General features: G+C 72.4%; 18 protein-coding genes. 3 read left to right on the top strand and 15 right to left on the bottom strand.

Annotation, left to right across the window (positions count from 1 at the left end; translation table 11 throughout):
* Nucleotides 1-182: 182 nt before the first annotated feature.
* The 7 genes from OG764_RS28695 to mltG form a co-directional block, all read right to left on the bottom strand.
* The gene (locus OG764_RS28695; protein WP_328971318.1) at nt 183-956 is read right to left on the bottom strand and encodes an AAA family ATPase; all 774 of its coding nucleotides are present in this window, start codon (nt 954-956) and stop codon (nt 183-185) included.
* 145 nt (nt 957-1,101) lie between these two features.
* Nucleotides 1,102-1,542: a type II 3-dehydroquinate dehydratase gene (gene aroQ / locus OG764_RS28690; RefSeq protein ID WP_328971317.1), complete on the bottom strand. Its 441-nt coding sequence runs from the start codon at nt 1,540-1,542 to the stop codon at nt 1,102-1,104.
* On the bottom strand, nt 1,539-2,630 hold the full coding sequence (gene aroB / locus OG764_RS28685; RefSeq protein ID WP_328971316.1) for a 3-dehydroquinate synthase: 1,092 nt from the start codon (nt 2,628-2,630) through the stop codon (nt 1,539-1,541). The genes aroQ and aroB overlap by 4 nt, the downstream gene beginning before the upstream one ends.
* Nucleotides 2,627-3,145 carry a shikimate kinase gene (locus OG764_RS28680; RefSeq protein WP_328971315.1) on the bottom strand — a complete coding sequence of 173 codons (519 nt, stop codon included), beginning with the start codon at nt 3,143-3,145 and terminating at the stop codon, nt 2,627-2,629. Before OG764_RS28680 ends, aroB begins: the two co-directional genes overlap by 4 nt.
* Nucleotides 3,142-4,326, bottom strand: a complete 1,185-nt coding sequence (aroC, locus tag OG764_RS28675; RefSeq protein ID WP_328971314.1) for a chorismate synthase — start codon at nt 4,324-4,326, stop codon at nt 3,142-3,144. The genes OG764_RS28680 and aroC overlap by 4 nt, the downstream gene beginning before the upstream one ends.
* Before the next feature lie 170 nt (nt 4,327-4,496).
* Complete coding sequence (locus OG764_RS28670) at nt 4,497-5,321, bottom strand: shikimate dehydrogenase (RefSeq protein WP_328971313.1); 825 nt, start codon at nt 5,319-5,321, stop codon at nt 4,497-4,499.
* 7 nt (nt 5,322-5,328) lie between these two features.
* Nucleotides 5,329-6,759, bottom strand: coding sequence for an endolytic transglycosylase MltG (gene mltG, locus OG764_RS28665; RefSeq protein WP_328971312.1), 1,431 nt, complete (start codon nt 6,757-6,759; stop codon nt 5,329-5,331).
* A gap of 6 nt (nt 6,760-6,765) precedes the next feature.
* Here mltG and OG764_RS28660 point away from each other — a divergent pair, with 6 nt between their 5' ends.
* A complete protein-coding gene (locus tag OG764_RS28660; RefSeq protein ID WP_328971311.1) occupies nt 6,766-7,167 on the top strand; it encodes a hypothetical protein in 402 nt (133 codons plus the stop codon).
* Between the two features lie 144 nt (nt 7,168-7,311).
* Here OG764_RS28660 and ruvX read toward each other — a convergent pair whose 3' ends face one another.
* The 4 genes from ruvX to OG764_RS28640 are packed head-to-tail and all read right to left on the bottom strand — an operon-like array spanning nt 7,312 to nt 11,252.
* Nucleotides 7,312-7,782, bottom strand: coding sequence for a Holliday junction resolvase RuvX (ruvX, locus tag OG764_RS28655; RefSeq protein ID WP_328971310.1), 471 nt, complete (start codon nt 7,780-7,782; stop codon nt 7,312-7,314).
* A 2-nt stretch (nt 7,783-7,784) separates the two neighbouring features.
* Nucleotides 7,785-10,454: an alanine--tRNA ligase gene (gene alaS / locus OG764_RS28650; RefSeq protein ID WP_328971309.1), complete on the bottom strand. Its 2,670-nt coding sequence runs from the start codon at nt 10,452-10,454 to the stop codon at nt 7,785-7,787.
* Nucleotides 10,454-10,801 carry a DUF6167 family protein gene (locus OG764_RS28645; protein WP_328971308.1) on the bottom strand — a complete coding sequence of 116 codons (348 nt, stop codon included), beginning with the start codon at nt 10,799-10,801 and terminating at the stop codon, nt 10,454-10,456. The genes alaS and OG764_RS28645 overlap by 1 nt, the downstream gene beginning before the upstream one ends.
* Nucleotides 10,802-10,808: 7 nt before the next feature.
* Complete coding sequence (locus OG764_RS28640) at nt 10,809-11,252, bottom strand: DUF948 domain-containing protein (RefSeq protein ID WP_328971307.1); 444 nt, start codon at nt 11,250-11,252, stop codon at nt 10,809-10,811.
* Nucleotides 11,253-11,399: 147 nt separating this feature from the next.
* Here OG764_RS28640 and OG764_RS28635 point away from each other — a divergent pair, with 147 nt between their 5' ends.
* Entirely contained in the window at nt 11,400-13,604 is a 2,205-nt protein-coding gene (locus tag OG764_RS28635) for an ATP-binding protein (RefSeq protein WP_328971306.1), read from the top strand.
* Between the two features lie 27 nt (nt 13,605-13,631).
* On the opposite strand, the gene rpsD is transcribed toward OG764_RS28635, so the two are convergent.
* Nucleotides 13,632-14,243 (bottom strand): 30S ribosomal protein S4, encoded by a 612-nt coding sequence (gene rpsD / locus OG764_RS28630; RefSeq protein WP_283451479.1) that lies wholly within the window; start codon nt 14,241-14,243, stop codon nt 13,632-13,634.
* A gap of 55 nt (nt 14,244-14,298) precedes the next feature.
* On the opposite strand from rpsD, the gene OG764_RS28625 reads away from it, so the two are divergent.
* The gene (locus tag OG764_RS28625) at nt 14,299-15,228 is read left to right on the top strand and encodes a DUF2470 domain-containing protein (protein ID WP_443056079.1); all 930 of its coding nucleotides are present in this window, start codon (nt 14,299-14,301) and stop codon (nt 15,226-15,228) included.
* Here the strand turns inward: OG764_RS28625 and OG764_RS28620 are convergent.
* The 3 genes from OG764_RS28620 to OG764_RS28610 all read right to left on the bottom strand — a co-directional run bounded on the left by OG764_RS28620 (nt 15,222) and on the right by OG764_RS28610 (nt 18,060).
* Nucleotides 15,222-15,923 (bottom strand): HNH endonuclease family protein, encoded by a 702-nt coding sequence (locus OG764_RS28620; protein WP_328971304.1) that lies wholly within the window; start codon nt 15,921-15,923, stop codon nt 15,222-15,224. The two genes, OG764_RS28625 and OG764_RS28620, sit on opposite strands and share 7 nt — an antisense overlap.
* Before the next feature lie 96 nt (nt 15,924-16,019).
* Nucleotides 16,020-17,369, bottom strand: coding sequence for a replication-associated recombination protein A (locus tag OG764_RS28615; protein ID WP_328971303.1), 1,350 nt, complete (start codon nt 17,367-17,369; stop codon nt 16,020-16,022).
* A gap of 85 nt (nt 17,370-17,454) precedes the next feature.
* On the bottom strand, nt 17,455-18,060 hold the full coding sequence (locus OG764_RS28610) for a vitamin K epoxide reductase family protein (protein WP_328971302.1): 606 nt from the start codon (nt 18,058-18,060) through the stop codon (nt 17,455-17,457).
* Between the last annotated feature and the right edge of the window lie 118 nt (nt 18,061-18,178).

Genomic DNA, 18,178 nt, shown 5'->3' with positions numbered 1-18,178 from the left:
TACGAGCGGCACGGCCGCGCGGCCCGTCGAGCGCGTCCGGACGGGGAACGCCCGCCGGGCGGCCGGGCCGGCCGCCGGGGCGGGGCTGCGCGGGCCCGCCGGGCGGCGGTGCGGGTACGGCCGGGGCCGGAGTTCCCGCCCGGCCGGGCCGGCCGCGGTGCCCGGCTTCCGGTCCGGTTCCGCTACCAGCCCTGCGGGGCGGCGATCGCGCGCGCCAGCGTCTCGTCCAGGGCCCGCGCGGTGGCTTCCACGTCGTGGTGCGAGTTGTCGATGATCGGGAGGCCGGAGCCGTACCAGCCGGCCATCCGGCCGTGGATGCGCGCGACCTCCTCGTCGGACAGCCGGCGGTTGCCGCGCCGCTCCGCGTTGCGCTCCAGGACGATCTCCAGCCCCGGCAGCAGGACCACCGGGAGCAGGCCGGGCCCCACGTGGCGCTTCCAGCCGCCGAGTCCGACGACCGGCCGGTCGGGGAAGACGGCGTCGTCGAGGATGCAGGAGATCCCGTTGGCGAGGAAGTTGCGGGCGGCGAACCCGCAGGTGCGGCGGGCCAGCCGGTACTGGGCCTCGGAGTGGTCGTTCCAGCCGGACTTCGGGTCGGCGAAGCCGGTGCAGACCCACTCGCGGACGTCGTCGAGGCTGATGTGGGCCGTGGGCACCTGCCGGGTGCTCGCCCAGTGCCGGGCCACCGTGGTCTTCCCGGCGCCCGCCGGGCCGATGAGCAGCACCGCGAGGGTGGCGCCGCCGGTGCCGGGCGCGGCGGCCGGCGGCAGCACCACGTGTCCGGTCGGATCCGGCACGGGGGCCGGGCCGGATATGGAGGCCGGCGGGGGCACCGGCGGTGCCGACCAGCCGCCCGCGGGCGGCCCGGCCGGCGGCACCGGTCCCGACGCCGATGGTCCGGACGGAGCTCCCGGATGGTGCCCCGGCTGACCCCACCCACCCACTGCATGCTGCATACGGTGCCACTCCGTCTCGCGCCCGCGCGTCCACAAACCGATGCAGGAACGTTATCGCCCCCGGCCGTCTAGGAGTGAACGGCCGGGGGTGATCCAGAGTGCCCGCTGCGGAACCGGAGCTTACGGCGTCGCTCCGGAAGCGGTCTCAGCCGCCGAGCTCCTCGGCCAGCGCGCGCAGCGCCAGCCGGTACGAGCCGATGCCGAAGCCCGCCACGGTGCCGCTGGCCACGGCCGCGATCACCGAGGTGTGCCGGAACTCCTCGCGCGCGTACGGGTTCGAGATGTGCACCTCGATCAGGGGCGCCGTGCGCTGCGCCGCCGCGTCCCGCATGGCGTACGAGTAGTGCGTGAAGGCCCCGGGGTTGATGACGACCGGGATCTTCCCGTCCGCGGCTTCGTGCAGCCAGCGGACCAGTTGGCCCTCGTCGTTGGTCTCGCGGACCTCGACGGCGAAGCCCAGTTCCGTGCCGAGGGTCGTGCAGGACTCGACCAGCCCCGCGTACGAGGTCGCCCCGTACACGTCGGGTTCGCGGGAGCCGAGGCGGCCCAGGTTGGGGCCGTTGAGCACGAACACCCGGCGGGTCACGCGGAGACCTCGCCGTACGCCGCGAACAGCACGGCCGGGTCGGGGCCTTCCAGGACGGTCGGCTTGCCGAGGCCGTCCAGGACGATGAAGCGCAGCAGGTCGCCGCGGGACTTCTTGTCGACCTTCATGGTCTCCAGCAGCTTGGGCCACTGGTCGCCGCGGTAGGTCAGCGGCAGTCCGACGGAGGCCAGGACCTCCTTGTGGCGGTCCGCGGTGGCGTCGTCGAGGCGGCCGGCCAGCCGGCCGAGCTCCGCCGCGAAGACCATGCCCACGGACACGGCCGCGCCGTGCCGCCACTTGTAGCGCTCGTTCTTCTCGATGGCGTGCGCGAGGGTGTGGCCGTAGTTCAGGATCTCGCGGAGTCCGGACTCCTTGAGGTCGCTGGAGACCACGTCGGCCTTGACCTGGATGGACCGCACGATCAGCTCGGCGGTGTGCGGGCCGGCCGGGGTGCGGGCCGCCGCCGGGTCCGCCTCGATCAGGTCGAGGATCACCGGGTCGGCGATGAAGCCGGCCTTGATGATCTCCGCGAGGCCGCTGACGTAGTCGTGGACCGGCAGCGAGTCGAGCGCGGCCAGGTCGCACAGCACGCCGGCCGGCGGGTGGAAGGCGCCGACGAGGTTCTTGCCCTCGGCGGTGTTGATGCCGGTCTTGCCGCCGACCGCCGCGTCGACCATCGCGAGCACGGTGGTCGGGACCGCGATCCAGCGCACCCCGCGCAGCCAGGAGGCCGCGACGAAGCCCGCGAGGTCGGTGGTGGCGCCGCCGCCGACGCCGACGATCACGTCGGTGCGGGTGAAGCCGGACTGGCCGAGCGCCTTCCAGCAGTACGCCGCGACCTCGACGGTCTTGGCCTCCTCGGCGTTCGGCACCTGGATGGCGACCGTCTCGTAGCCCTGGTCGGCCAGGTCGGCGCGCAGCGCCTCGCCGGTCTCGGCCAGCGCCTCGGGGTGGATCACGGCGACCCGCTGTGCCCGGGTGCCGATCAGCGCGCCCAGCTCACCGAGCAGCTGCGTGCCGACCAGTACCTCGTACGGATCGTGGCTGGCGCTGCCGCCGATGTGGATCCGTGTCACCTGGTCCGTCATACGTCCTTCAACTCCAGTGCGTCGAGGACCGCCTGGGCGACCTCTTCGGGGGTGCGGTCGTCGGTGGCGACGACGACGCGCGCGACTTCGGTGTACAGGGGGCGGCGGGCGTCCATCAGCTCGCGCCACTGCCGCCGCGGGTTGATGGCCAGCAGCGGCCGGGCGGCGCCCAGCCCCACCCGGCGTACGGCTTCCTCGACGTCCATCGACAGGTAGACCACGGGCAGCCCGGCGAGCAGGCTCCGGGTCCCCTCGTCGAGGACGGCGCCGCCGCCGAGGGCCAGCACGCCGGTGTGCTCGGCGAGCGCGCGGGCGACCGCCTCGCGTTCCAGCGCCCGGAAGTACGGCTCGCCGTCGTCGACGAAGATCTCGGAGATCTCCCGGCCCTCGGCCGCGACGATGTCCGCGTCGGTGTCCCGGTAGGGGGCGGCGAGCCGCTCGGCGAGCAGCGCGCCCACCGTGGACTTGCCGGACCCCATGGGTCCGACCAGCACCACACGAGGCCCGCCGGTCACCGGATCTGCAGGTGGTCGAGGTAGGACTGCACGTTGCGGCGGGTCTCGGGGACCGAGTCGCCGCCGAACTTCTCCACGACGGCGTCGGCGAGCACCAGCGCCACCATCGCCTCGGCGACGATGCCGGCGGCCGGCACGGCACAGACGTCCGAGCGCTGGTGGTGGGCCACGGTGGCCTCGCCGGTGGCGACGTCGACGGTGGCCAGCGCACGCGGCACGGTCGCGATCGGCTTCATCGCGGCGCGCACGCGCAGCAGCTCGCCGGTGGTCAGACCGCCCTCGGTGCCGCCGGAGCGGCCGCTGGTGCGCTTGATGCCCTCGGGGGTGGAGACGATCTCGTCGTGCGCCTTCGAGCCGGGCACCCGGGCCAGCTCGAAGCCGTCGCCGACCTCGACGCCCTTGATGGCCTGGATGCCCATGAGGGCGGCGGCGAGACGGGCGTCCAGCCGTCGGTCCCAGTGCACGTGCGAACCGAGGCCGACCGGGACCCCGTACGCGAGGACCTCGACGACGCCGCCGAGGGTGTCGCCGTCCTTGTGGGCCTGGTCGATCTCCGCGACCATCGCCTTCGACGCGTCGGCGTCGAGGCAGCGCACCGGGTCGGCGTCGAGCCTGTCGACGTCGGCGGGGGTCGGGTAGACGCCGTAGGGGGCCTTGGCCGCGGCCAGCTCCACCACGTGGGAGACGATCTCGATGCCCGCGGCCTCCTTGATGAAGGACCGGGCGATGGCTCCGAGGGCGACGCGGGCGGCGGTCTCACGTGCGCTGGCGCGCTCCAGGATCGGCCGGGCCTCGTCGAAGCCGTACTTCTGCATGCCCGCGAGGTCGGCGTGGCCGGGGCGGGGGCGGGTCAGGGGGGCGTTGCGGCCCGTCTCCTTGAGCTCCGCGGGGTCGACCGGGTCGGCCGACATGACCTTCTCCCACTTGGGCCACTCGGTGTTGCCGACCATGACGGCCACCGGGGAACCGAGGGAGAGACCGTGGCGGACCCCGCCGAGGAAGGTCACCTCGTCCTGCTCGAACTTCATGCGGGCGCCGCGGCCATAGCCCAGCCGCCGCCGGGCCAGGTGGTCGGCCACCAGCTCAGTGGTGACCGGGACGCCGGCGGGAAGACCCTCCAGCGTCGCGACCAGTGCGGGTCCGTGGGACTCCCCTGCGGTCAGCCAACGCAACCTGCTCAACGATGCTCCTCATGCTCGCGCCGGAACCACTGTGGCGCGACCGGGTGCGCGGCCTGGCCCGCCTGCCCTGATCCTCCCATGTCCGGGCCGGTGAGCCGATCTCCGGTCCAGCTATCGGACGCCGGGGTGGACGGGCGGGGGTGGACGGGCGGGACTTTGACGACCGGCGCCTAGCGGGCGGCGAGTGCCGCTTCTCCGGCGGCCCGCATCGCGGCCAGCGGCCCGGGCGTCCGGCCGGTCATCTGTTCGACCTGGAGCACGGCCTGGTGGACCAGCAGGTCGAGGCCGCCGACCAGCTCGCCGCCGCGCTGCGCCCAGGCGGCCGCGAGGGCGGTGGGCCAGGGCTCGTAGAGCACGTCGAAGAGGGTCCCGGGGTGCTCGGGCACGGCCGCGGCGAGCGCGTCGGTGGTCCCGGCCGGGGTGGTGGCGATCACCAGCGGCGCGTGCAGCGCCTCGGCGGCGTCGGCCCAGTCGGCGGTCCGCACGGCGACGCCGAGCCGCTCGCCCCACTGCCGCATCTCGCCCGCGCGGGCCCCGCTGCGTACGTACGCGGTGACCTCGCCGGTGCAGATCCGGGCGAGGGCGGCGAGGGCCGAGGAGGCGGTGGCGCCGGCGCCGAGCACGGCGGCCGACTCCACCTTGTCGACGCCGCGCTCGTGGAGCGCGGCGACGATGCCCGGGATGTCGGTGTTGTCGCCGAGGCGGCGGCCGTCCTCGGTGAGGACGACGGTGTTCACGGCCTCGACGGAGGCCGCGGTGACGGTGATGCCGTCGAGGAGCGGCATGACCGCCCGCTTGAGCGGCATGGTCAGCGAGAGCCCGGCCCACTCGGGGCCGAGCCCGGCGACGAACTCCGGCAGCCGGGCCTCGTCGATCTCGAACCGGTCGTACGACCAGTCGTCGAGGCCGAGCTCCCGGTAGGCCGCCCGGTGCAGAACCGGCGAGAGGGAGTGCTCGATGGGGGATCCGAGCACTGCGGCCCGTCGTACCGACATGTTGTTGCTACCCGCCGCTCTTTCGTCGCTTGTTGAACTCGGCCACCAGCTTGTCGTGCTCGTCCAGCGTCCTCGTGTAGGTCGTGGTCTTGCCGTCGATGGAGATGAAGAACATCCATCCGCCCTTGTCCGGCGAGAGCGCACCGCTGACGGCGTCGTCGCCGGGGTTGCCGATCGGCCCGGCCGGCAGACCGCGGACGTGGTACGTGTTGTACGGGTCCTTCAGCGCGCGGGCTTCCTTGGCCGAGATGTCGACCGTGCTCTCGTTCCGGATGTAGTTGATCGTGGAGTCGAACTCCAGCCGCCGGCTCGTGACCTGGTTGGTCACCTTGAGGCGGTTGTAGACGACCTCGGCCATCTTCCGGTAGTCGTCGTGGTTCTTGCCCTCGGCGGCCACCAGGCTCGCGACGGTGACGAGCTCCAGCGGGGAGTTCAGGCCGAGCGCTTCGGCCTTCGGCGCCAGGTCGAGCGAGTTGTAGTGCGAGGCCGCCCGGGTGACCATCTGCTTGAGCAGCTTCTCCGGGGTGGCGCCCTTGCCCAGGTCGTAGCGGGCCGGGTACAGGAAGCCCTCCAGCGGGTCCTTGGTGTCCGGTCCGGGGGCCGCCCAGGTGGGCAGGCCGAAGGTCTTGTACTGGTTCTTCGCGATGTTCCGGGTGGTGCCCTCGGGCTTGCCGAGTTTCTTGTCGATCTTCTTGTAGACGTCGACGTTGCGCTCGGCCGGGTTCACGTCGAGGGCGTTGATGTTGGCCGGGTTGACCATCAGCTCCACGGCGGCGGCCCCGGACATCTCCTTCTTCAGCGCGTACAGACCCGGCTGGATGCCCAGACCCTTGGTTTCGTGCTGCTGGGCCGCCGCCGTGAACGCGTCGATGCTCTTGACGACGCCGGCGTCCTTGAGGATCCGGCCCATCTGGCCGAGGCTGGCGCCCTTGGGGATCTCGATCTCGACGGATCCGGTGCCGCCTCCCGCGAAGTCCTCGGGCGCGCCGAATCGCTCCTTCACGAAGCTGTAGCCGTAGTAGCCGACGCCGCCCACGCCGCCCACCAGGACGAGCGAGACGAACAGGCAGGCCACGCCGTTGCGGCCCTTCTTCTTCTTGGTGCGGCCGCCGCGACGGCCGTTGCCGCCGCCCGAACCGCCCCGGCCGCGGCCCTCGGAGTCGTCGCCGTCGTCGTCGTTCCCGCCGCCGCCCGAGAAGAAGGCGTGCTCGGGCTCGTCGGCCGCGGACGGCTCGTCGTCCTGCCATTCGGTGGCCGGTTCGGGGACCTGGCCGCGCCGGTTCGGGGGCTGCGGCGGCGGATACGCGTCGGGGGTCCCGTACAGGTCGGGGGCCTCGCCGGGGTAGCCGGCCGCAGGCTGCTGGTCGAACGGGTTCGGCACCGCGCCGTCCCAGCCCCCTGCCCCTGCCCCGCCGCCGTACTGGACGGCGGCGGGCACGGGAGCGTGCTGCTGCTGATGCTGTGGGGGCTGGTGCTGCGGCTGGTGCTGCTGGGATCCGTAGTCCGACTGCGGGTCGGCGTACTGGTCCTGGTACTGGTCCTGGTACTGATCGGTGTACTGGTCCTGGTACTGCTGCTGCGGGTAAGGCTGCGCGTACTGGCCGGACGGCTGGCCCTGCTGCCGGCCCTGGTGCTGGTCCGCGTACTGCTGACCGGGGTACGGGCCGGGGTACTGCTGCTGCGGCTCGTGGCTCTGCGGGAACGGGTGATGCGGCTGCGGCTGGGCGTGCTGCGGCTCCTGCGGGTACTGGCCGCCGTACGGCACCTGGCCCTGCTGGGGCTGGAGGCCGTTCCATCCCTGGTCCCCGTACAGCGGGTCGTCCGGGTGCCAGGGTTCGGGGCCTGAACCCCGGCCGTACTCAGTCATCGGTCCCCTAGAGCTGCGAGACGACGGCCGCGACTCCGATGCCGCGGCTTCTCGGTCCGCCTCTTCGTGGGCGACGGCTGTTCGAAATGCCGCCACATCGCGCGGAACGTTACCGTATCGCGATCAGATGACCACTTCGACGCACTCGCCGGGCGGATTACCTGATACCCGTTCGGTCTCAAGAGCGTTCTGAAGGATCACCACAGCGGCGGCCTGGTCGATCACCGCGCGGCCCTTCTTCGCGTTCTTTCCGGAGGCCCGCAGCCCCTGGGCCGCCGTCACCGTCGTCATCCGCTCGTCCACCAGACGGACCGTCACCGGCTTGATGCCCTTGGCGAGTTCCGTGGCGAAGGCGCGCACCTTGGCCGCGGCCGGACCCTCCCGCCCGCTGAGCGAGCGGGGCAGTCCGACCACGACCTCAAGGGGCTCGTACTCCGCGACGAGCTGCCGCAGCCGCCGGTGAGCGAAAGGAATGTCACGTCCCGGCACGGTTTCCACCGGTGTGGCGAGGACCCCATCGGGGTCGCACGAGGCGACCCCGATCCGGGCGTCACCGACATCGATCGCAAGGCGGCGACCACGGCGCAGCGTCATGGTCAGACCGTCTCGACGACGAGGCGCTCGACCGCGGCGATGGCCTCCGGGATGGCGGCCGCGTTCTGGCCGCCGCCCTGGGCCACGTCCGGCTTGCCGCCACCGCCGCCACCGAGGGTCTTGGCGGCCGTACGGACCAGGTCGCCGGCCTTGAGACCGCGCTCGCGGGCGGCCTCGTTGGTGGCGATCACGGTCAGCGGGCGGTCGTTCGCCGTGGTGAACAGGGCCACGACGGCCGGGCGGTCGCCCTGGATGCGGCCGCGCACGTCGAGGACCAGCTTGCGCAGGTCGTCGGCGCCCGTGCCGTCCGGCACCTGGCCCACCACGAGGGCGAGGCCGCGGATGTCCTGGGCGTTGGCGGCGAGGCCCGCGGCGGCCTGGAGGACCTTCTCCGCGCGGAACTTCTCGATCTCCTTCTCGGCGTCCTTCAGCTTGCCGAGCATGGAGGCGATCTTCTCCGGCAGCTCCTCGGGGCGGCCCTTGACCAGCTCCTGGAGCTGGGCGACGACCGTGTGCTCCTTGGCGAGGAAGTTGTACGCGTCCGCACCGACGAGGGCCTCGACGCGGCGCACGCCGGAGCCGATGGAGGACTCGCCGAGCAGCTTCACCAGGCCCAGCTGGGCGGTGTTGCCGACGTGCGTGCCGCCGCACAGCTCCTTGGAGAAGTCGCCGATGGTGACGACGCGGACGCGCTCGCCGTACTTCTCGCCGAACTCGGCGATGGCGCCCTGCTTCTTGGCCTCGTCGATGCTCATGATCTCGGCGGTGACGTCGAGCTCACGGGAGAGCACGTCGTTGATCTTCTGCTCGACGTCGGTGAGGACCGAGCCGGGGACGGCGTTCGGCGAGCCGAAGTCGAAGCGGAAGCGGCCGGGCGAGTTCTCGGAACCGGCCTGGGCGGCCGTCGGGCCGAGGGCGTCGCGCAGCGCCTGGTGCGTCAGGTGGGTGGCCGAGTGGGCGCGGGCGATGGCCCGGCGGCGCGTCACGTCGATGGCGGCGTACGCGGAGGCGCCCACCGTCACCTCGCCGACCTGGACGGAACCCTTGTGCACGGACACGCCCGGGACCGGCTGCTGCACGTCGCGGACGACGATGACGGCGCCCGAGTCGAGCTTGATGCGGCCCTGGTCGGCGAGCTGGCCGCCGCCCTCGGCGTAGAACGGGGTGCGGTCGAGGACGACCTCGACCTCGTCGCCCTCGGAGGCGGCGGGCGCGGACACGCCGTTGACCAGCAGGCCGACGACGGTGGACTCGCCCTGGGTGGTGGCGTAGCCGGTGAACTCGGTGGCGCCGGAGCCGTCGGCGATCTCACGGTAGGCGGACATGTCCGCGTGGCCGGTCTTCTTGGCCTTGGCGTCGGCCTTGGCGCGGTCGCGCTGCTCCTGCATCAGGCGGCGGAAGCCGGACTCGTCCACGGAGAGGCCCTGCTCGGCGGCCATCTCCAGGGTGAGGTCGATCGGGAAGCCCCAGGTGTCGTGGAGCAGGAACGCCTTGTCGCCGGAGAGGACCGTGCCGCCGGCGGCCTTGGTCTCGGTCACGGCGGTGTCGAGGATGTTGGTGCCGCCCTTGACGGCCTTGAGGAAGGCGGCCTCTTCGGCGAGCGCGACGGTCTCGATGCGCTTGCGGTCGGTGACGAGCTCCGGGTACTGCTGCCCCATCGTGTTGATCACGACGTCGACGAGCTCCTGGACCACCGGGCCGGTGGCGCCCATCAGGCGCATGTTGCGGATGGCGCGGCGCATGATGCGGCGCAGCACGTAGCCGCGGCCCTCGTTGCCGGGGGTGACGCCGTCGCCGATGAGCATCACGGAGGTGCGGATGTGGTCGGCGACCACGCGCATGGAGACGTCGGTGCCCTGGGCCGCGCCGTAGCGGACCCCGGTCAGCTCGGTGGCCTTGTCCATGACGACGCGCAGGGTGTCGGTCTCGTACATGTTCTGCACGCCCTGCAGGATCATCGCGAGGCGTTCGAGGCCGAGGCCGGTGTCGATGTTCTTGGACGGCAGGTCGCCGAGGATCGGGAAGTCCTCCTTGCCGTCGCCGGCGCCCCGCTCGTACTGCATGAAGACGAGGTTCCAGATCTCGACGTACCGCTCGTCGTTGACGGCCGGGCCGCCCTCGACGCCGAACTCGGGGCCGCGGTCGTAGTTGATCTCGGAGCAGGGGCCGCAGGGTCCGGGGACGCCCATGGACCAGAAGTTGTCCTTCTTGCCCAGGCGCTGGATGCGCTCGGCGGGCACGCCGATCTTCTCGCGCCAGATCTGCTCGGCCTCGTCGTCGTCGAGGTAGACGGTGATCCAGAGCTTCTCCGGCTCCAGGCCGTAGCCGCCGTCCGCCACGGAGCTGGTGAGCAGCTCCCAGGCGTACGTGATGGCGCCTTCCTTGAAGTAGTCGCCGAAGGAGAAGTTGCCGCACATCTGGAAGAACGTGCCGTGCCGGGTGGTCTTGCCGACCTCTTCGATGTCCGGGGTACGGACGCACTTCTGCACGCTGGTGGCACGGGGGGCCGGGGGCTTGGTCTCGCCGAGGAAGTACGGCTTGAACGGGACCATGCCCGCGTTGACCAGCAGCAGAGTCGGGTCGTCCGCGATGAGCGACGCCGAAGGGACGACGGTGTGACCGCGCTCCTCGAAGAAGCTCAGCCAGCGGCGGCGAATCTCAGCCGACTCCATCAGTGGTCCTCATTCCGGTTGTACGAGTGCTTCGGTCGGTGGTGGTTGGTCTCGATGGCCCGCATGCGGCGCTGACCGGGCAGGACGCGTACGTTGTCGAGCTGCGCGGCGCCGTCCGGGTCCTGGTGGAGCCCCAGTGCGTCGTTCAGCTCGTCCTCGCGCTGCGCCATTCCCGCCTTGACGTCGAGGGCGAAGTCCTTGAGGCGGTGTCCTGCCTCGACCGCCTTCTCGGCGGCCTGGGCGGCCAGGCTCTCGGGGGTCAGCTGCTTCAGCTTGCGGTTGACTTTGGTGGTGGCCCACACGCCGGCGGCGGCGCCCGCGGTGAACCAGAAGGTACGGCGGAACATCCCGGTCTCAGTCCTTCTGCTTCCGGCGCCGCGCGGAGGGCACGGTGCGGCCAACGATCACGGTACGACGGGATGCGCGGGGCGGCACGCCGCCGGCGGCCTGACCGTCCCCGCGGCCCAGGGCCCGGCGGACGCCGTACCCGAAGGCGGCGACCTTCACGAGCGGTCCGCCGAAGGCGGAGGCCACGGTGGAGGAGAGCGCCGAGGCGTTGGAGGTGACCTCCTGGACGTCACTCGCGATGGCGTCGACCCGGTCGAGCTGGGTGCGCGCGGAGCGGACGGTCGTGGAGGCGTCGGCCAGCAGCGGCACGGCCTGCTCGGTCACGTCGGCCACGAGCTTGGTGGTCGCCTTGAGCGTCTGCGCGAGCCTCGCCAGCGCGACGGCGAGGAACGAGACCAGGATCGCCCAGAAGACGGCCACGAGGATCCCGGCCACCTCTCCACCGGACACGTTGCACCGCTCCCTGAAACATCGCCTGAACATCGAAAAGTCGTCCCCCGACCCTATCGCGCCGGGGGTGCCCGGCCGTACCGGAATTCCGGGACCGGACGACCCGCCTTGTACGCAGCGCATCCGGAGCAGTACCCTCCGTGTCCCATGCGACCAAGGACGTGCGGCAATCTTCCCTCGGAGCTGACCGGGCTCGTCGGGCGGGGTCGCGAACTCGCCGAGCTGGCACGGCTGCTGGAGCGCTCGCGGCTGGTGACGGTCACGGGGGTGGGCGGGGTCGGGAAGTCCCGGCTGGCGCTGCGGGCCGCGCGGGCGGTGCAGGAACGCTCCTGCGAGCCGGTCGGCGCGGCGGCTCCGGGCGCCGGGGCGTGGCCGGCCGACGGGGTGTGGCTGGCCGAGCTGTCCGCGGTCCGCGATCCGGAGCTGCTGGTGCACGCCCTGGCCGAGGCCCTGCGGCTTACCGACCACACCACCCGGCTGCCCCGGACCGTACTGGCCGAACACCTGGCCGACCGCGAGCTGCTGCTGGTGCTGGACGGTTTCGAACAGCTGGTGGACCCGTGTGCGGAGCTGGTCCGGGAGCTGCTGCGGCACGCGCCGGGGCTGCGGGTGCTCGCCGCGGGCCGCCGGCCGCTGGCCCTCGACGGGGAGCATGCCTATCCGCTGGCCCCGCTCGGCGCGGCGGACGCGGCGGAGCTGCTGGCGGCCCGGGCCGCGGCGGCGGCGCCCGGTTTCGAGCTGACGGCCGCGAACCGGGGCGCGGTCGGCGAGCTGTGCGAGCGGCTGGAGGGGATCCCGCTGGCCTTGGAGCTGGCGGCGGGCCGGCTGCGGGCGCTGTCGGTGGAGCAGGTGCTGGTCCGGCTGGAGGACCGGTTCCGGCTGCTGACGGGCGGCAGCCGCGGTGCGCTCCCCCGCCACCAGGCGCTGCGTACGGCGATCGGCTGGAGCCACGAGCTGTGCACGGACGGGGAACGGCTGCTGTGGGCCCGGCTGTCGGTGTTCGCCGGGCAGTTCGACCTGGAGGCGGCGGAGTACGTCTGCGGCGGTCCGGGCCTGGCGGCCGAGGACGTGCTCGACGTGCTGGGCGAGCTGCTCGCGCAGTCGCTCCTGGTCCGCGAGGACGGCCCGGCCGGGGCCCGCTACCGGATGCTCGACACCGTACGGGCGTACGGCGCGGGCTGGCTGGAGGCGCAGGGCGAGGCGGGCCGGCTGCGGCGGCGGCACCGGGACTGGTACATGGGGCTGGCCACCTGGTGCGAGCTGGAGTGGTTCAGTCCGCGCCAGCAGGAGGTGGCGGCGCTGGTCGACGCGGAGCTGGCGAACCTGCGGCTCGCCCTGGAGTTCTGCCTCGACGGTCCGGACGAGGCGCATCTGGGCCAGTACCTGGCGGGGACGCTGTGGTTCTACTGGGCCGGCTGCGGGCGGCTGTCCGAGGGCCGGCACTGGCTGGACCGGGCCCTGGAGCTGGACGCGCAGGAGACGGCGCACGACGGGTCCCGCCTCAAGGCGCTGTGGGTGCTCGGCTACGTGGCCTGCCTGCAGGGCGACGCGGTGGCGGCGCTGGGCGCGCTGCACGAGTGCCGGGAGGGCGCCGAGCTGGCCGGGAGCCCGCTCGCCACGGCGTACGCGGTGCACCGGCTGGGCTGCCTGGCCCTGGTCTCGGACGACATGGAGCGGGCCGGCGAGCTGCTCGGCGAGGCGCTGGAGCGCTACCGGGAGGCCGGGGAGCTGAACAGCAACGTGCTGATGTGCCAGGTGGAGCTGGCGCTGGCGATGGCGTTCCAGGGCGATCTGGAGGGGGCGCTGGAGCTGTGCCACGAGGTCCGGGAGATCTGTGAGGACCACGGGGAGCAGTGGAGCCGGGCCTACGCCCTGTACGTCCTGGCGTACGCGGCGCTGAACGGCGGGGACTGCGCGGGGGCCCGCCGGCTGCTGGTGGAGTGCGTGACGATCAACCACACCTTCCACGACCTGTTGGGCCTGGTGCTGGCGCTGGAGCTGCTGGCACTGGTGACGGTGAGCGAGGGCGACGCCGGGGAGGCGGCGGTGCTCCAGGGCGCGGCGGAGGGCATGTGGGGCTCGGTGGGGCTGCAGCTGTTCGGCTCGGGCTATTTCAACGGGCCCCGGCTGGCCTGCCGGCAGCAGGCGGGCGAGGCGCTGGGCGCGGCGGGATACGCCGTACGGGCGACCGAGGGCCGGCTGCTGGCGCCGGCGGAGCTGGTGGAGCGGGCCCTGCGGTTCCGGGCCCGGAAGCGGCCGGCGGCGGGGGCGGCCCGGCCGGCGCGGCGGGGCGGGCAGGTCCCGGGCAGCAGAAAGCCCGCCGGCTCCCCTTCCGGGGAACCGACGGGCTGACCAGCCTGGTGAGTGGCTACTCCCGGATCAGCGGGCGTAGTACTCGACGACGAGCTGCTCGTCGCAGATGACCGGAATTTCCTTGCGGTTCGGGTCACGGTCCAGGCGGAAGGCCAGGGCCTTCAGGTTGATCTGCAGGTAGCGGGGCGCCTCGCCCTCGCCGGCGTAGCCACCCTCGCGCGCAACCTGGAAGGGGTGCTTGTCGCGGCTGCGCTCACGCACGGTGATGACGTCGTCCGGACGGACACGGAACGACGGCTTGTCGACCTTGCCACCGTTGACCTCGATGTGGCCGTGAACGACCATCTGGCGGGCCTGGTAGATGGTGCGGGCGATGCCCGAACGCAGGACCAGGGCGTCGAGGCGACGCTCGAGCTCGACGACAAGCGCCTCGCCCGTCTTGCCTTCGGCCTTCTTCGCGCGGTCGTACGCGCGGGCCATCTGACGCTCAGAGATGTCGTACTGAGCGCGCAGACGCTGCTTCTCGAGCAGACGAACCTTGTAGTCCGAGTTCTGCTTGCGGCCACGGCCGTGCTCGCCCGGCGGGTAGGGGCGGGCCTCGAAGTACTTGACGGCCTTCGGGGTCAGCGCAATGCCGAGGGCACGCGACTTCTTGACCTTGGGTCGCTTCTGGTTCACGTGGAACCTACCTCCATGTAAGTTAGGTGAGGCTTACCTTAGCGAGGAGGACGTAATGTCTCGACCACATGGGATCCCCCTGCCCAGTGCGCGTCGAAGTTCGGGTTCCAACGAAACGGAATCCGCTTTCGGCGACGGTAGACAAGGTCAGCCGCGTCCCAGGGAAGGCGTTCGGCAGCTCACCGGAGCCGAACGCGTACGAACCCTCGTAGAGTCCAACGCCTCAGTATCCCTCACCCTGCGGGGTGCTCACGACACGCGCGAGCCCGATGAGCTGGGGACAGGAATGCCGGTCGCACGGACCGTCACCCCGGACGGGGACGTGATTCTCCTTGTCTCCAAGGAGTCCGCGGCTGCCAGAGCGGCCGCTCACGCCCAGGACGCCGACCTCCCCGCCGTGATCGAGATCACGGACGTGGCGCCGGTGTCCGTGCCCCATCGTATCCGAGGCCGCGCGTGGCTCGCCGGGTGGCTCACGCCGGTGCGCGCCGAGGAGCGGGCCGCCTGCGCGATGCTGCTCGCCGAGCGGCATCCGGTGGGCGAGATCCTCGACACGGCCGGGGCGCCGTCCGAGCCGGAGGACGGCCGGGCGCCCCGGCCCGCGTGGGTGCTGCTGCGCCTGGAGGTGGGCGAGATCGGCGTCGACGACCTGTGGGGCGCCGAGCACGTCGACCCCGACGACTTCGCCGAGGCCCGGCCCGATCCGCTGGTGGACCACGAGGCCGAACTCCTCCAGCACCTGCACTCCGCGCACGGCGGGCACGTACAGCGCCTGGTGCGGCTGCTCGGCGTCCGGGAGGAGCGGGGCGCGGCGGCCGGGCGGGCGGTGCCGGTGGCCCTGGACCGGCTGGGGCTGCGGATCCGCTTCACCGGCGAGCGGCCCTTCGACGCCCGCTTCGACTTCGTCGAGCCGGTCCGGGACGTGTGCGGGCTGCGCCGGGCGATGCACCACCTCTTCGAGGCGGCCGCACCCGGCGGTCACTGACCGCAGGACGCCAGCATGTCCCGGAGGGCGGCCTTCTCGGGGGCCGTCACCGACAGCCGGTACTTGTCCTTGATGCCGGTCCAGCGCCGCGCGTACTCGCACCAGTAGGCCCGCCGCGGCGGCTTCCACTTGTCCGGGGTCCTGCTGCTCTTGTCGTGATTGGCCTGCTTGTCGACAGCGAGCAGCACGTCGAGGTCGTTCGCGTACGCCAGCCGCCGCTGCGGGGTCCAGGCGTACGCCCCGGCCCGCCAGGCGGCGCCGAGCGCCACCACGTGGTCGGTCTGGATCCGGGTGGCGCGCCGGTCGGTGTACGGCAGTTCCCTGCCGGTGTACGGGTCGTGCAGGGTTCCGGAGACCACCACGCACGGGTCGCGGTCGTCTTCGCGCAGCTCCCGCAGATCGCGCCGGAGCACGTCGTCGCGGGTGTCGCAGCCGTTGCGGCCGCCGAGCGCGTCGGTCGCGTCCGACCAGGTCTCCCCGAACTCCTCGCGCCGGTACGTCTGCCAGTTGCGGCCCCACGCGACCTCGAGCCCGTCCAGCTGCCGGCGGGCGGCCGCCGCGTCGGGCGGAAAACCACCCCCGCCCCCAGCCACCCGCACCACCTCCGCAGGTTCCCCGGCGGGCCCGTCGGCATCGCCGCACCCGCCGAGCAACAGCACCGCCGCCAGGGCGATCACCGAAGCAGCACGTCCCATGCGGGGAGCGTAGGACAAATCCAGCCCCTCCTGGGGGTCCCCCGGACGGAGTCCGGGGGGGTTGAGGAGCGGGGTCCGGGGCGGTGCCCCGCCCGGTCAGGCGCCGCGCAGCCGCTCGCGGACCTTCTCGACGACGTCCGCGTACCGCGCCTCGGCCCCGTACCGCGTCGGCTCGTAATACCGCTTGCCGTGCACCGCGTCCGGCGCGTACTGCTGCGCGGCGATCGCCCCCGGCACGTCGTGCGGATACACGTACCCCTGCGCGTGACCCAGCTTCTTGGCCCCCTTGTAGTGCCCGTCCCGCAGATGCGGCGGCACCGGCCCGGCCAGACCCGCGCGCACGTCGGCGAGCGCGGCGCCGATCGCGGTCGTGGCGGTGTTCGACTTGGGGGCCAGGGCCAGCGCGATCGTGGCGTGGCTGAGGGTCAGGGCCGCTTCCGGGAAACCGATCATGGCGACGGCCTGGGCGGCGGCCACGGCGGTCGGCAGCGCGGTCGGGTCGGCGAGGCCGATGTCCTCGCTCGCGGAGATCATCAGCCGCCGGGCGATGAACCGCGGGTCCTCCCCCGCCTCGATCATCCGGGCCAGGTAGTGCAGCGCCGCGTCCACGTCCGAGCCGCGGATCGACTTGATCAGGGCGCTGGCCACGTCGTAGTGCTGGTCGCCGTCCCGGTCGTACTTCACCGCCGCCCGGTCCACGGCCTCCTCGACCGTCGTCAGGGTGATCTCCGGCTCGCCCTTGGCGATGGCCGATCCGGCGCCCGCCTCCAGCGCGGTCAGGGCGCGCCGGGCGTCCCCGCCTGCGATGCGCAGCAGGTGCGCCTCGGCGTCGGCGGGCAGCGTGACCGCGCCGCCTAGCCCCCGCTCCTCGGTCAGTGCCCGGTGCATCAGCGCGCTCAGGTCGTCGTCGGTCAGCGGTTCCAGCGTGAGCAGCAGGGACCTCGACAGCAGCGGCGAGATGATCGAGAAGTACGGGTTCTCCGTGGTCGCGGCGATCAGCGTGACCCAGCGGTTCTCCACGGCCGGGAGCAGGGAGTCCTGCTGCGCCTTGCTGAAGCGGTGGATCTCGTCGAGGAAGAGGACCGTGTCCTTGCCGTAGCCGCCGGCCGCGCGCTTGGCGCCCTCGATGACGGCCCGTACCTCTTTCACGCCGGCCGTGATCGCGGACAGCTCCACGAAACGCTTCTTCGTCGCCTGGCTCACCACGTACGCGAGCGTCGTCTTGCCGATCCCCGGCGGACCCCACAGGATCACCGAGGACGCCCCGGCCGGTCCGCCCGCCCCGTCCCCGACGAGCCGGCGCAGCGGCGAGCCGGGCTTCAGCAGGTGCTGCTGGCCGACGACCTCGTCCAGGGTGCGCGGGCGCATCCGGACGGCGAGCGGAGAACTGGCGGGGTCCTTCGCCTGACGGTCTTCGGCTGCGGCGGTGAAGAGGTCTGGTTCCACACCGGAAGCCTAAGCGAGCCCACCGACAGCGCGGTCCGGAACGGGACCCGGACGGGACCGGCGGGGACCGGCTGCGGTCAGGAGGTCAGGAGGTCCAGAAGTCCCACCAGCGGGTCAGGATCAGCATGCCGATGATCCCGATGTGCAGGACCGGCAGGACCCAGGTGAACTCGGCGAAGAAGCCCTTGAGCCAGCCCGGCGCGGGCAGCAGGCCGGCGCGGACGTTGTGCGCGGTGAGGTACCAGAACAGCACGATCGTGGCGACCCAGGCCAGGCAGCACCACAGGCACAGCGAGTTGATGCGGTACAGCGACTGGAACATCAGCCACATGCAGAAGCCGACACCGAAGAGCGCGCCCGCGTTGAAGGTCAGCCAGTACCAGCCGCGGAACCGGGCCCCGGCGAGCAGGCTCACGCCCACGCACACGACCATGCCGTAGGCGACGAGCCCGAGCATCGGGTTCGGGAAGCCGAAGGCCGACGCCTGGTCGCTCTTCATGATGTTGCCGCAGGCCACGACCGGGTTGAAGCTGCATCCGGGCACGAAGTCCGGGTCTTCGAGCAGCTTGAACTTGTCGATCGTGATCACCCAGGCGGCGAGCAGTCCCGCCGCACCCGTGATCACGAGCAGCCAGGCCAGTGCGCGGCTGCCGCCCACGCTCCGCGAGGTGTCCGCCCCTGTAGTCGTCATACGGCGTTCCGTCATCCCGTCCAGTCGTGGGCCGGTGGGTCAGGCCCGGGAGCACGGTCATTGTGCCGCACCCGGGGCGCTGTCCACCGTTCGGTGGACATAAGGGCGTCCTCCCGGA

The sequence above is a fragment of the Streptomyces sp. NBC_00239 genome, from assembly GCF_036194065.1.
In the GTDB taxonomy this organism is placed as follows: domain Bacteria; phylum Actinomycetota; class Actinomycetes; order Streptomycetales; family Streptomycetaceae; genus Streptomyces.
Note: the sequence above shows the minus strand (reverse complement) of the source record. Positions and strands in the feature narration are given on the sequence as shown.